This window comes from Pseudoxanthomonas sp. G3, from assembly GCF_057654715.1.
Genome location: NZ_CM172805.1, coordinates 1,709,701 through 1,723,051, shown reverse-complemented (window position 1 = coordinate 1,723,051; position 13,351 = coordinate 1,709,701). Strand labels below are relative to the sequence as shown.

The following is a 13,351-nucleotide window of genomic DNA, read 5'->3' as shown; positions in this document are numbered from 1 at the left end:
TAGTCCGGTGTCCACGTCACCCGGAGCATCCCCTGCAATGTCCATCTGGAAAGACCAAGGCCCCGCGAAGAAAGAGGCCGTCCCGCCGCCCTCCGATGCCACGCCCGCAGGCGTGCGCGAAGCCCCGGCCGTCGCCGACTTCTCCCCCACCGTGACCGCCCCGCCCGGCACGCGTGCGCCGGAACGCGCGCCGCAGGAGACACTGAAGGAATCGCTGATCGCCTCCGACCTGACCATCGAAGGCAAGATCGAAGGCACCGGCCATATCCGCATCGCGGGCAAGTTCAAGGGCGACGTCAACGTGCAGGGCGACCTCACCATCGAGACCGGCGCCAAGCTCAACGGCGGCGTGCGGGCGAAGAAGGTCACCATCGCCGGCGAGCTCGAGGGCAATATCGAATCGGCCGCGCGTGTCGAACTGCTCGCCTCCGGCGTGCTGATCGGCGACGTCAAGGCGGGTTCGCTCACCGTCGCCGCGGGTTCGCGGATGCGCGGCCAGGCCGACTTCGGCTGGGACGAGCCCGCGGCGAAGGCCGGCAAGTCCGGCGGCACGGAGTCCGGCGCCGCCGCATGAGCCAACCCCGCCCTGGCAGTGCCGGCGCCACCCGCACCTGCCCGCACTGCAAGGCGACCATCCTGGAGAGCGCGGCGGTCTGTCCTGGCTGCCGCCACCACCTGCGCTTCGAACCCGGCGCGGGCGCCAACGCGGCGCCTGCGCTCACCCCGCTGCGCATCGAGGGCACGCTGCAACCGCCCGCCGAGGGCGCCGCCTGGGAATACAGCGTAGTCTTGTCCATCCGCAACGACCGTGGCGAAGAAGTGACCCGCCAGGTCGTCGGCGTCGGCGCCATGCAGCCGCACGAACAGCGCAGCTTCGTCCTGTCGGTCGAACTCAACCCTGCCACCGGCAAGGCGGCCGGCCGCCGCACCCGGCACTGACGCCCTCCCCGCGGCCACGTCGCCCGGCTACACTCGGCGTCGACAAGGACGCCAGCAGGGGGCTGGATGATCGTCGGCATCGATCTGGGGACCACGCATTCGTTGTTGGGCATTTACGAGGATGGCGGGCCTCGACTGATTCCGAATGCGCTGGGCAAGTTGCTGACACCCTCGGTGGTCAGCGTCGCGGATGACGGGACCATCCTGGTCGGGGATGCCGCCCGGGATCGGCTCATTAGCCATCCACAAGCCAGTGTCGCCAGCTTCAAACGATGGATGGGCTCCCGACGGGAAACCCGCCTCGGCCAGCGCGCTTACCTGCCGGAAGAACTGTCGGCCCTGGTGATCCGCTCGCTGCTCGACGATGCCGAGGTCGCGCTGGGTCGTCGACCGCAAGAAGCCGTCATCAGCGTGCCGGCGTACTTCAGCGATGCCCAACGCCGGGCCACCCGCCGGGCCGGCGAACTGGCCGGCGTGCGAGTGGAGCGCCTGATCAATGAGCCGACCGCCGCTGCACTGGCTTACGGCTTGGCGCAGAAGCTCGACGACGCCCACATCCTGGTTCTGGATCTCGGCGGCGGCACGTTCGACGTGTCCATCCTGGACTTGTTCGACGGCGTGGTGAAAGTCCATGCCAGCGCCGGTGACAACTACCTGGGCGGCGACGATTTCACCGAGGCGATCGAAAAGCACTGGCTGAGCGAACACAGCCTGCGCGGCGAAGCGCTCAAACCCCACGAAGCGAGCCAACTGCGCCAACGTGCCGAGGCCGCCAAGCGAAGCCTCGCGACCGGCCAGGCGGCGGAGATCGCCCTGCTGGTCGATGGAAAGCCGTACTCACTGACCCTCGACGAAAGCGGCTTCGAACAGATCGTGGCTCCGTTGGTGACGCGCATGCGCTCACCGATCGAGCGGGCGATGCGCGATGCCGGACTGCGCGGTGGAGACCTGGCCGAGGTCGTCATGGTCGGCGGGGCATCGCGCATGCAACAGCTGTCCAAGCTGGCCGCGCGCCTGCTGGGCAGGCTCCCGTTGCGGCATGTGGCGCCGGATGAAGCCATCGCGCACGGGACTTGCGTGGCCGCGGGGCTCAAGGCCCGCCACGAAGCCCTAGAAGAAATCATCCTGACCGATGTGTGTCCGCATTCCTTGGGCGTGGCCGTCAGCATGGAACTCGGTCAGGGCATGCGCAGCCATGGGCATTTCGATCCGATCATCGAACGCAACTGCACCGTCCCGGTAAGTCGAGTTCGCGAGTACTTCCCGGTGCACGACCAGCAGAACGCGATCACGCTGCGGGTTTACCAGGGCGAAAACCCCTGGGCGGAGAACAACATTGCGCTGGGGGAACTGGAGGTCCCGGTCCCCCCAGGCGCCACCCAGGACCGCGGCGTCGATGTCCGCTTTACCTACGACATCAACGGTGTCCTCCAGGTGGAGGCGCGCGTGCAGAAGACCGGCATCGTGCGCGAGCTGTTGCTGATGCAGGGCGATGGCGGCCTCAGCGAGGAAGAAGCGCGTACACGCTTGGCCGAGCTTGCAGGCCTGAAGACGCATCCGCGGGACGAGCAACCGAACATCGCGGCGCTGGCCCGGGCCGAACGCCTGTACGCGGAGTCGCTCGGCGACGAACGCCGTCATGTGCAAGGTCTGATCCTTGAATTCCAGGCCGCGCTCGCCACTCAGGACAAGGCCCTTGTCGCACGCCAGCGTGATGCACTGCTGCGGGCGCTGGACCAGCACGAGACGCGCAGCCCTCTATGACTCAGAGCGCATGGGACATCCTCGGCATAGAAGCGTCCGCCGACAGCCGCACCATCCGCCGGGCCTACGCCGCACGCCTCAAGACCACGCGACCAGAAGACGATGCCGCCGCGTTTCAGCTGCTGACCGATGCCTATGAGTGGGCCATGGGCGATGCGCGCCGGCGCTCTCTGGAACCCCCGTCGGAACCCCCACCCATTCCGCCCGTCGCACAGGCCGAGGCCGCCGCGGATACGGCGTTGCCTGAACTGGGCCGCGCCCTAGAGCCCTCCGACCCTGCCGTGTCCGCCGATCCGGAACCGGCATCGTCGGGCGACGAAGGCTTCGCATTCGGCCCTTTCTTCAACGCACTGGCCGACCTGATCCGGGAGCGCGATCCGAAACATCTGCGCCGCTGGCTGGACGAACATCCGGACCTGTATTCGCTCGAGCTCAAATGGGCATTGATGCCGCACATCTTCGACACGCTCGCGCACAATGCGAGCGCGTTGGACCCGCATCGTGGGCATTTGGAAACGCTGACGGGGTTTTTCGGCATCGACGCGAGGCTACGGCGCCACCCTGCCCTGGCTCCCGCCCTGGATTTTCTCGAACGCGCGCAATGGCGGCAGGATGCGGCTTCGTCGTCCGGGTCATCGATGCCCAAAGGTTGGGAGAATCTCGCCAACGTCCTGGACGACGCCCGACAAGGCCCGCCGCGCCCGCGCAAGCCAATCCAGACGACGTGGGCGGCGAAGATCGCGGACTACTGGTGGGTGCTCTTCCTGATCCTGATTCTGGGCAAGCTCGGCCGATTCTTCAGCCAATAGCGACAGCTCCCGGATCGACGACGGGAGGGAGGCCGGTGGTCTCAACCACACCCATCGCAGCCGCCGCAGTCCTTGCCACCGATCCGGCCGTTCACCAGGCTGCCGGCCGGTGCGATCCACCGGCCCAAGGCCTGCTGCCACTCCGCCCTACCTTCGCGTAGCAGTGGCAGCGCCAGCGCGATCCGCGTCTTGCGCAGCGGGCCGGGGAACTGCTTCTTCAGCACCACGCACAGGCTGGCCGCTACCAGGACGGCGATGATGGCGTATTGCAGGGCGAGCGAGGCGTCCATGGCTCAGCCCGCCCCGAGTGCCTTGGCGACCTGGTACGTCAGCAACGACGCAAGATACGCCAGCGCGAACAGATAGAACGTCGCGAAGCCCATCCGCTTCCACGAGTTGGTCTCGCGCTTGATCGTCGCCAGCGTGGAAATGCACATCGGCGCGTAGATGAACCAGACCAGCAACGACAGTGCGGTCGCGAGCGACCAGCCGTCGCTGATCACCGGGGTCAGCGCCTGGATGGCGGCGTCGTCATCGGCGGCGGACAGCGCATAGATTGTCGCCAGGGAAGACACTGCGACTTCGCGCGCGGCCAAGCCGGGGATCAGTGCGATGCAGATCTGCCAATTGAAGCCCAGCGGCGCAAAGAACACGGCCATGGCATGGCCGATGCGTCCCGCGAAGCTGTAGTCGATCGCCGGCCCGATGGCCCCTTCCGGCGGCGCGGGGAAGTTCAGCAGGAACCACAGCAGGATGGTCAGCGCCAGGATGATGCCGCCGACGCGCTTGAGGAAGATCATCGCGCGTTCCCACAACCCGATCAGCAGATCGCGCGGGTGCGGGATGCGGTAGGACGGCAATTCCAGCAGCAACGCGTGCTCGCTCTTGTCGCGACGCCACTTCTTCATCACCCACGACACGACCAGCGCGCTGGCGATACCGGCGGCGTAGAGCCCGAACAGCACCAGACCCTGCTGGTTGAAGACGCCCCACACGGTCTTCTGCGGAATGAACGCGCCGATCAGGAGCGCGTACACCGGCAGCCGTGCTGAGCAGGTCATCAGCGGTGCGACGAGGATCGTCGCCAGCCGGTCGCGCGGATCCTGGATGCTGCGCGTGGCCATGATGCCGGGAATGGCGCAGGCGAAGCTGGACAACAGCGGGATGAACGAACGGCCCGAGAGACCGGCCGACGCCATCATCCGGTCGAGCAGGAACGCGGCTCGCGGCAGGTAGCCGCTCTCTTCCAGCGCCAGGATGAAGGCGAACAGGATCAGGATCTGCGGCAGGAACACGACCACGCCGCCGAGGCCGGCGATGACGCCATCGACGAGCAGACTGTTGAGTGGACCCTCCGGCAGCAGGCCACCGGCCCACGCACCCAAGGCGCCACTGCCCGCCTCGATGAGGTCCATCAGTGGCGTGGCCCAGGCGTACACCGCCTGGAAAATCAGGAACATCACCACCGCCAACGCCAGCAGGCCGAACACCGGATGCAGCAGCCAGCGGTCCAGCGCATCGTCGATCTTGGCGGTGCGGGTCGGCATGCTCACCGCCAGCGACAGCAGGCGGCGCGTCTCGGCGTGGAGGTCGGCGCCCTCGGCCAGGCGCTGGGTGGGTTCGTGCGGTTTCGCCGCGGTGCGATCGATCTGCTCGACCAGGGCGCGTGCACCGTTGTGCTTCACCGCGACCGTCTCGACGACCGGCACGCCGAGTTCGCGCTCCAGCGCGGCCAGATCGATGGCGATGCCGCGGCGCTGAGCAGCATCCATCATGTTGACGGCGAGGATCATCGGCTTGCCGAGTTCGCGCACTTCCAGGGCGAACCGCAGGTGCAGGCGCAGGTTGGTCGCATCGACCACGCAGACGAGCACGTCGGGCGCGGGTTCGCCCGGATAGAAGCCGCGGCAGACATCGCGCGTGACGGCCTCGTCCAGGCTTGCCGCCTGCAGGCTGTAGGCGCCCGGCAGGTCAAGCACGGCGTACTGCCGCCCCGAGGCCGCAGAATGCAACCGGCCTTCCTTGCGTTCCACCGTCACGCCGGCGTAGTTGGCCACTTTCTGTCGGCTGCCGGTCAACTGGTTGAACAACGCGGTCTTGCCGCAGTTCGGGTTGCCGACCAGCGCCAGCCGTAGCGTCGAGGCATCGGCCGCGGTCATGTGGCCGCTCCGTTGCGCAGGCGGATGCGCGCGGCTTCGGACCGGCGCAGCGCGAAGCGGGTGAACCCCACCTGCACCAGCAGCGGCTCCGCGCCGAGCGGGCCCTTCGCCACCACTTCCACTTCCTCGCCGTTGACGAAGCCCAGTTCGCGCAGGCGACGGGCAATCGTGTCCTGGGGACCTTGGTCTTCCACGGTGTCGACGATGGCGGGGGTACGCGAAGGCAGCTCTGTCAGGATCACGCCGGGCTCTCAAATGCGAACTATTCTCATTGTAGCATCGCCGCAGTGCAGGAAGGCCGCAACGCAGCGTGCCGTTATCATTCGGCGACTTCGCAAGGAACGGTCGCCATGGCGGAATTGCCGCAGGAACACCCCCTCGTGCTGGAACGCACCGGCGCCGTGGCACGCCTGCGGCTGGACCGCCCCGCCCTCCACAACGCCTTCGATGCCGGCCTGATCACGGCCCTGACCACCGCGCTGGAACAGCTGGCTGCGGACGCCGCCGTGCGCGTGGTCGTGCTGGAAGGCAGCGGGGCGTCGTTCTCGGCCGGCGCGGACCTGAACTGGATGCGCGGCATGGCCTCCGCCGGCGAGGCCGAGAACCGGCAGGACGCCCTCGCCCTGGCCCGCCTCATGCGCACGCTGGACGAACTGGCCAAGCCGACGATCGCCCGCGTGCACGGCGCCGCTTTCGGTGGCGGCGTGGGCCTGGTGGCCTGCTGCGACATCGCCATCGGGGTGCCGGCGGCGAAGTTCGGCTTGACCGAAAGCAAGCTGGGCCTGCTGCCGGCGGTGATCTCGCCCTACGTCATCGCCGCCATCGGTATGCGCGAAGCGCGGCGCTGGTTCGCCACCGCGGAAATCTTCGACGCCGCCACGGCGCTACGGATCGGCCTGCTGCACGAGGTGGTCGAGGCGGAGGCGCTGGATGCCGCCATCGAACGGCAGACCGCGCTGCTGTTGAAGGCGGGGCCGCTGGCTGCCGCCGGCGCGAAGCGACTGGTCGCGCGTGTCGCGGCCACGGCCGACCGCGACCGCACCGACAGCGACAATGCCGACCTGATCGCCCGCCTGCGGGTTTCCGTGGAGGGACAGGAAGGCCTGTCCGCGTTCCTCGACAAGCGCGTGCCCGCCTGGGCCAAGGAATGAACCGATGATCGACCATCTGGGCATCGAGGTCGCCGACTACGCGCGCAGTCGCGTGTTCTACACACGTGTGCTCGCCACCCTCGGTTACGACGTCGTCATGGAGGTGACGCGCGAGATGAGTGGCGGCTATGAAGGCTGCGGTTTCGGTCCGCCCAACCGCCCGCATTTCTGGGTCGGTAAAGGAAGCGGCGAGCCCGGCCGCGGTTCGCACATCGCATTCACCGCGGCCAGCCGCGCGCAGGTGGACGCGTTCCACGCGGCGGCGCTGGCCGCCGGCGCACACGACAACGGCGCGCCCGGACTGCGCCCGCACTATCACCCGAACTACTACGGCGCCTTCGCCATCGATCCGGACGGCCACAATATCGAGGCCGTCTGCCACCTGCCCGCGGACACCGACGCCTGATGTTCTCAAAGATCCTGATCGCCAATCGCGGCGAGATTGCCTGCCGCGTGATGCGCACCTGCCGTCGGCTGGGCATCGCCACCGTCGCCGTGTACTCCGAGGCGGACGCCGACGCGCAGCACGTGCGCCAGGCCGACGAGGCCTATCTGATCGGCGGACCGCGGCCGGCGGACAGCTACTTGCGGGCCGACGCCGTCATCGCGGCAGCCAAGGAGGCTGGCGCGCAAGCCATCCATCCCGGTTATGGCTTCCTGTCCGAGAATGCCGACTTCGCCGATGCGGTCGCGGCCGCGGGCCTGGTGTTCATCGGGCCCTCCGGTGCGTCGATGCGGAAGATGGGCAGCAAGGCCGGCGCGAAGGAGCTGATGGCGGCGGCCGGCGTGCCCGTCGTGCCTGGCTACACCGGTGAGGACCAGTCGCCGAACACGCTGTCCCGCGAGGCGGCGCGCATCGGCTTCCCGCTGATGATCAAGGCCGCCCACGGCGGCGGCGGCAAGGGCATGCGCGTCGTGCACCGACTGGAGGACTTCATCGCCCAGCTGGAAAGCTGCCAACGCGAGGCCGCCAATGCGTTCGGCCGCGACCGCGTGCTGCTGGAGCGCTACGTGTCGTCGCCGCGCCACATCGAGATCCAGGTGTTCGCCGACGCGCACGGCCACACGCTGCACCTCAACGAACGCGAATGCTCGGCGCAACGCCGGTACCAGAAGGTGCTCGAAGAATCGCCCTCGCCGTTCCTGACGCCCGCGCTGCGCGCGGCGATGGGCGATGCCGCGGTGAAGGCCGCGCAGGCCATCGATTACGTCAACGCCGGCACGGTGGAATTCATCGTCGATCCCGACGGGCAGTTCTACTTCATGGAGATCAACACCCGCCTGCAGGTGGAGCATCCGGTCACCGAGCTGGTCACCGGCCTGGACCTGGTGGAATGGCAGCTGCGCGTCGCCGCCGGCGAGCCGCTGCCGCTCGCGCAGGACGACATCCGCCAGCGCGGCCAAGCCATCGAAGTTCGCCTGTACGCGGAAGATCCGGAAGCCGGTTTCCTTCCCGGTTCCGGTCGTCTCGAGCGGCTCGTCCTGCCCGACGCGTCGTCGGGCGTACGGATCGATGCCGGCGTGGTGGAAGGCGATACGGTGACGATCTTCTACGACCCGATGATCGCCAAGCTGATCGTGCATGGCGCAGACCGCGACGAAGCGCTCGCCCGCCTCCGCGACGCGCTGGCCGGGTGCGATATCGCCGGGCCCAAATCCAACATCGCCTTCCTGGAGCGGCTGGTCCGCCATCCGGCCGTCGTCGAGGGTCGGATCGATACCGGTTACCTGGACCGTCACCTGGACGAGTTCATGCCCGCGTCGGTATTGCCCGCCGGCCATCGCATCGCCATCGCCGTGGCCGAACTGCTCCGCCAGGAAACCGAAGCGCAGGCCGCTGCCGCGCGCAGCCACGAGCCGGGCTCCCCCTGGGCCATCACCGATGGCTGGCGGCTCGGCCATGCCGGCGCCCGTCCGCTGGCCTTCCAGCACCGCGGCGAGGCTTGGGAAGGCCTGGCGCACGGCCATGGCGGCCGCTACCGGGTCGAGCTGGCCGACGGCCAGCACCAGGTGGAGGCGGCGCAGCTGACCGGCGACCAACTCGGATTGCGTATTCATGGACAGGCGCGGCGATTCCGCGTCCTGCGCCACGGCACCCGGCTGACGCTGCATGATGGGGAACAACGGACGACGGTGGAGACGGTGCCTGCCTTCCGGCGCGCGGATGCGGCCGAGGCGGCGGGCAGCGGGAAGATCGTCGCGCCGATGCCGGGACGCGTGGTGCTGGTGAAGGCGCAGCCTGGGGATGCGGTCGCGGCCGGACAGGAGTTGCTGGTGATGGAAGCGATGAAAATGGAACTTGCCGTCAAGGCGCCGCGCGATGGCGTGGTGGCGGACGTGCGCGCAAGTGCCGGCGATTTCGTCGAGGCCGACACCGTCCTCGTGGCGCTGGAATGAGGGTCGCCATGGCGCCGCTGCGTCCGTTGACCGCTTTGCTGCTGGCGGCCAGCCTGTTGACCGGATGCGTCATGTTCGAACAGGCCCCCGCCCCGCTCGCCTGCGATCCGGAGCTGGTCGGTCGCTGGACGCCGCTGCCCGACAGTCCGCAGGATCGCGTGCCGCTGGGCAAGGACGATGTCGCGGAGGTCGACGCACGCTGCCACGTCCGCCTGCGTGACAACAACCGTCAGGACGAGCCCGGCTTCGATGCGCTGGGCTTCGCGGTGGATGGCGACCGCTATCTCGCCCTCGGCTTCAAGGAACTGGAAGGCCTGTTCGGCACCGGCAAGGCCGCAGCACCGCCGATACCGAAAGGCATGCCCGCGGGTGCCGTCACGTTGCTGAAATACCGCATCCACGACGATACGCTGCAGATCGCGATGCTCGACACGGTGACCATCATGCAGCGGGTCCAACAGGGCGGCCTCCAAGCGCGCGAGACCGACGCCAGCACCTACCTGTTCGAAGGCAAGCCCGAGCAGCTGCGTGACCTGCTGCGCAAGCATCCGGAACTGTTCGACGCGTTCGACGGCAAGGGCAAGACGCTGCGCATGCGACGCGCGAAGGTGGGTGCATGACGCTGCCCTCACCTCCCGCGGGCGACGACTTCGTCCGCATCGTCGAAGTCGGCCCGCGCGACGGCCTGCAGAACGAGAAGACGCAGGTTGCCACGGCGGACAAGGTCGAACTCATCGACCGCCTTTCGCGCACGGGCCTGCTCACCATCGAGGCCACCAGTTTCGTCAGCCCCAAGTGGGTGCCTCAGCTGGCGGATGCGGCCGAGGTGTTCGCCACCATCACCCGGCGCCCCGGTACGTCATACCCCGTGCTGGTGCCGAACGAAACCGGCTATGACCGCGCACGCGCTGTCGGCGTGGAGGAAGTGGCGGTGTTCACCGCCGCCTCCGAGGCCTTCAACCAGAAGAACATCAACGCGTCGATCGACGAATCCATCGAACGCTTCCGTCCGGTGCTTGCGCGAGCCGCTGCCGACGGCGTCAAAGTCCGAGGCTATGTATCGACCGTGCTCGGCTGTCCCTACCAGGGCGATGTGCCGCTGGCGGACGTGGTGCGCGTGGCGAAACGGCTGCACGCACTGGGCTGCTACGAGATCTCGCTGGGTGACACCATCGGCGTGGGCACGCCGCGCAAGGCCGCGGACATGCTGAAGGCGGTCGCCGGCGAAGTGCCGATGCCGGCGTTGGCGGTGCACTTCCATGACACCTACGGTCAGGCGCTGGCGAACCTGCTGGCATGCCTCGACGTTGGCGTGCGCGTGGTCGATGCCGCGGTGTCCGGTGCCGGTGGCTGCCCGTATGCGAAGGGCGCGAGCGGCAACGTCGCCAGCGAGGACGTGGTCTACCTGCTGCATGGCCAAGGCCTGCGCACCGGCGTGGACCTGGATCTGCTCGCCGAGACCGGACGCTGGCTGGCCGCGCGCCTGGGTCGCGAAACCGGCAGCCGCGTCGGCAAGGCATTGGCGGCCGCGGCATGACCCACGTCGCGGCCAGCGGCGGCTTCGACCTGCAGGCGCTCGTCGCCGCGCTAGAGCGCGCCGCCGCCAAACGCGATCAGGACGATGCCACGACCGCCCTTCTGCGACAGGCGCGCGAAGCGTTGCTTGCCAAGCAGCAGGAGGCCGACACCGAGCGTTCGCGCTACCGCAACCTGTTCGATGCCGTGCCCGACCCGGTCAGCATCATTGCCGAGGACGGTACCGTGCTGGACCTCAACAAAGCCGGCATGCAGGCGTACAAGCGACCGCGGGAAGAGATCGTTGGCCGCAACATCAACGTGCTGAACCCGGACCTGCCGCGCGACCACCTGGTCCCGGTATGGGAAACGTTGAACCGCGGCGAGACCTACGTCATCGAAGTCACCAACATGCGCGGCGACGGGACTCGGTTCCCGGTCGAAGTGCACTCGGCGAACATCAACTTCGACGGTCGCAAGAGCATCGTCGCCGTGGCGCGCGACATCAGCAGCCGCCGCCTCGCGGAAATGCGCTACCGCGAACTCATGGAGACCATCGACAAGGGCATCGTGGTGAACAACCGCGACCTGGTGGTGCAGTACTGCAATGGCGCCGCCATGCGCATCTTCGGCATCCGCGAGGACCAGCGCGTCGGCCACGAACTGTCGATGGATCGCTGGCATGTCGTTGACGAGCACGGCCGCGAGATGCAGCGCAACGAACTGCCCGCCCAGCGCGCCCTCGACACCGGGCAGATGGTGGAAAGCGTGCTGCTGGGGATGTACCACCGCGAGCGCAAGCACCTGATCTGGCTGACGGCGACGTCGGTGCCGCAGTTCGCACCCGGCGAAAGCCGCCCCTCCCAGGTGATCACGCTCTTCAGCGACGTCACCGAGCTCAAGCGCGACAGCGCGCTGTTCGACCGCGCGCAATCGCTGGCCCACATCGGCGGCTGGGAATGGGACATCGGCCGCGACCGCATGTACTTGACCGACGAGGCCCAGCGCATCCTCGGTGCGGCACGCCCGCTGATCACCCTGGACGACATGCTTACCTGCCTGCGCGAGGCCGACCGCCGCCGCCTGCGCGGCGCGCTGGACCTCATCACGGCCGGCGGCAAGGGCTTCGACCTGGAGCTGCAGGGCACCCAGGCCGACGGCCATCCGTTCTGGATCCGCGTGATCGGCGATGCGGAGCCCGGCGACCCCGGCGCCTCCCGCATCACCGGCACCATGCAGGACATTTCGCAGGACAAGCAGGCGGAAGAAACGCTGCGCATCCAGGCCCGGACCGATCCGCTCACCGGGCTCATGAACCGCGACGCGGTGCTGACCGAATTGGGCGCGCGCCTGTCCGATCCCGAGCGCGCGCAAGTGGCGGTGCTCTACATCGATCTCGACCGCTTCAAGATGGTCAACGACGTCCTCGGCCACAACGCCGGCGACGAACTGCTGGTGCAGGCCTCCGACCGTATCCGCGGCGCGGTGGGCACCGATGGCATGATCGCGCGCTTCGGCGGCGACGAATTCCTGGTCATCTGCGACGCCGGCGACGACCCGCATATGCCGGAGCAGCTGGCCCATGCGGTGCTGGGGGCATTCGCGGACGCGTTCCGCTTCGGCAAGGACGAATTCGCCATCACCGCGAGCATCGGCCTGGCCGTGGCGCCGGGTGACGGCCTGCGCCCGCAGCAGCTGATCCAGAATGCCGACATCGCGATGTACGACAGCAAGCATCGCGCGCGCAACGGCTGGCAGAGCTTCACCCAAGAGCTCGCGCAGCGTCAGCAGGACCGCCTGCAGATCGAAACGCAACTGCGGCGCGCGGTGGACAACGAAGAATTCCGGCTCGTTTACCAGCCGCAGGTCGATTTGCGCAACGGCCACATCATCGCGGCCGAGGCACTGATCCGCTGGCAGAACCATCAACTGGGCGAGCTGCGCCCGGACGTGTTCATCAGCCACGCGGAGACCACCGGCGACATCGTGCGGATCGGCAGCTGGGTGCTGCGCGAAGCCTGCCGCCAGGTGGCCGCGTGGCGCGACCAAGGCCTGGGCATCGTGCGGGTGGCGGTCAACGTGTCCTACCGTCAGTTCGCCGGCGACGACCTCGCCGACCGCGTGCGCGCGATCCTCGCCGAGTTCGACCTGCCGGGCGCCGCGTTGGAGCTGGAATTCACCGAGCGCGTGCTGATCGAGGATGCGCCTGCCACGTTGCGCACCTTCGCCGACCTGCGCCAGTTGGGCGTGGTGCTGACGATCGATGACTTCGGCGAGGGCTACAGCGCGCTGAACTACCTGCGCCGCCTGCCCATCCACGGCCTGAAGCTCAGCCCGCTGTTCACCGAAGGCGTGCCGAACAACCGGTCCGACGTGGCGGTCTGCCAGGCTGTCTCGGCCATCGCGCGCAGCCTGGGGCTGGGCCTGGTCGCCGAGGGTGTCGAATCCGAGGCGCAGCGCCAGTTCCTGCTCAACCTGGGCGTTCCGGTGGGCCAGGGCTTCCTGTTCGCGCCGGGCCTGTCGCCGGACGAATTCGCGCGGCGGCTGGCCGACACTCCGCTGGAGCGGGCGCTGCACGCCTGAACCCCGCCTGGAATGTTCGGTGTGGGAGCGACGT

Annotated in this window: 13 protein-coding genes; 10 read left to right on the top strand and 3 right to left on the bottom strand. The window is 68.2% G+C overall.

All coding sequences use genetic code 11. The annotated features are described in order from the left end of the window. The first annotated feature begins 37 nt into the window (after positions 1 to 37). From AC23D6_RS08280 to AC23D6_RS08265, 4 genes are all read left to right on the top strand, one after another. Positions 38 to 574, top strand: a complete 537-nt coding sequence (locus AC23D6_RS08280) for a bactofilin family protein (protein ID WP_487752280.1) — start codon at positions 38 to 40, stop codon at positions 572 to 574. Then, entirely contained in the window at positions 571 to 939 is a 369-nt protein-coding gene (locus AC23D6_RS08275; protein WP_093486409.1) for a hypothetical protein, read from the top strand. Before AC23D6_RS08280 ends, AC23D6_RS08275 begins: the two co-directional genes overlap by 4 nt. Before the next feature lie 66 nt (positions 940 to 1,005). After that, the gene (locus tag AC23D6_RS08270) at positions 1,006 to 2,703 is read left to right on the top strand and encodes an Hsp70 family protein (protein ID WP_487752279.1); all 1,698 of its coding nucleotides are present in this window, start codon (positions 1,006 to 1,008) and stop codon (positions 2,701 to 2,703) included. Next, positions 2,700 to 3,512, top strand: a complete 813-nt coding sequence (locus tag AC23D6_RS08265; protein ID WP_487752278.1) for a hypothetical protein — start codon at positions 2,700 to 2,702, stop codon at positions 3,510 to 3,512. The genes AC23D6_RS08270 and AC23D6_RS08265 overlap by 4 nt, the downstream gene beginning before the upstream one ends. Positions 3,513 to 3,553: 41 nt before the next feature. On the opposite strand, the gene AC23D6_RS08260 is transcribed toward AC23D6_RS08265, so the two are convergent. The 3 genes from AC23D6_RS08260 to AC23D6_RS08250 are packed head-to-tail and all read right to left on the bottom strand — an operon-like array spanning position 3,554 to position 5,913. Beyond that, complete coding sequence (locus AC23D6_RS08260) at positions 3,554 to 3,802, bottom strand: DUF6587 family protein (protein ID WP_487752277.1); 249 nt, start codon at positions 3,800 to 3,802, stop codon at positions 3,554 to 3,556. Between the two features lie 3 nt (positions 3,803 to 3,805). Further along, a complete protein-coding gene (gene feoB / locus AC23D6_RS08255) occupies positions 3,806 to 5,671 on the bottom strand; it encodes a ferrous iron transporter B (RefSeq protein ID WP_487752276.1) in 1,866 nt (621 codons plus the stop codon). Further along, positions 5,668 to 5,913 carry a FeoA family protein gene (locus AC23D6_RS08250; RefSeq protein ID WP_487752275.1) on the bottom strand — a complete coding sequence of 82 codons (246 nt, stop codon included), beginning with the start codon at positions 5,911 to 5,913 and terminating at the stop codon, positions 5,668 to 5,670. The genes feoB and AC23D6_RS08250 overlap by 4 nt, the downstream gene beginning before the upstream one ends. Before the next feature lie 108 nt (positions 5,914 to 6,021). Between AC23D6_RS08250 and AC23D6_RS08245 the strand changes: the two genes are divergently transcribed. From AC23D6_RS08245 to AC23D6_RS08220, 6 genes are read left to right on the top strand one after another with little or no spacing between them, the layout of a single operon-like run. Then, positions 6,022 to 6,822 carry an enoyl-CoA hydratase-related protein gene (locus tag AC23D6_RS08245; RefSeq protein WP_487752274.1) on the top strand — a complete coding sequence of 267 codons (801 nt, stop codon included), beginning with the start codon at positions 6,022 to 6,024 and terminating at the stop codon, positions 6,820 to 6,822. Positions 6,823 to 6,826: 4 nt separating this feature from the next. Further along, positions 6,827 to 7,228: a VOC family protein gene (locus AC23D6_RS08240; protein ID WP_487752273.1), complete on the top strand. Its 402-nt coding sequence runs from the start codon at positions 6,827 to 6,829 to the stop codon at positions 7,226 to 7,228. Continuing rightward, positions 7,228 to 9,219 (top strand): acetyl-CoA carboxylase biotin carboxylase subunit, encoded by a 1,992-nt coding sequence (locus AC23D6_RS08235; RefSeq protein ID WP_487752272.1) that lies wholly within the window; start codon positions 7,228 to 7,230, stop codon positions 9,217 to 9,219. The genes AC23D6_RS08240 and AC23D6_RS08235 overlap by 1 nt, the downstream gene beginning before the upstream one ends. Before the next feature lie 8 nt (positions 9,220 to 9,227). After that, positions 9,228 to 9,839 (top strand): hypothetical protein, encoded by a 612-nt coding sequence (locus tag AC23D6_RS08230; protein WP_487752271.1) that lies wholly within the window; start codon positions 9,228 to 9,230, stop codon positions 9,837 to 9,839. Beyond that, positions 9,836 to 10,756, top strand: a complete 921-nt coding sequence (locus AC23D6_RS08225; RefSeq protein ID WP_487752270.1) for a hydroxymethylglutaryl-CoA lyase — start codon at positions 9,836 to 9,838, stop codon at positions 10,754 to 10,756. Before AC23D6_RS08230 ends, AC23D6_RS08225 begins: the two co-directional genes overlap by 4 nt. After that, on the top strand, positions 10,753 to 13,317 hold the full coding sequence (locus tag AC23D6_RS08220; RefSeq protein WP_487752269.1) for a sensor domain-containing protein: 2,565 nt from the start codon (positions 10,753 to 10,755) through the stop codon (positions 13,315 to 13,317). The genes AC23D6_RS08225 and AC23D6_RS08220 overlap by 4 nt, the downstream gene beginning before the upstream one ends. Positions 13,318 to 13,351: the final 34 nt, after the last annotated feature.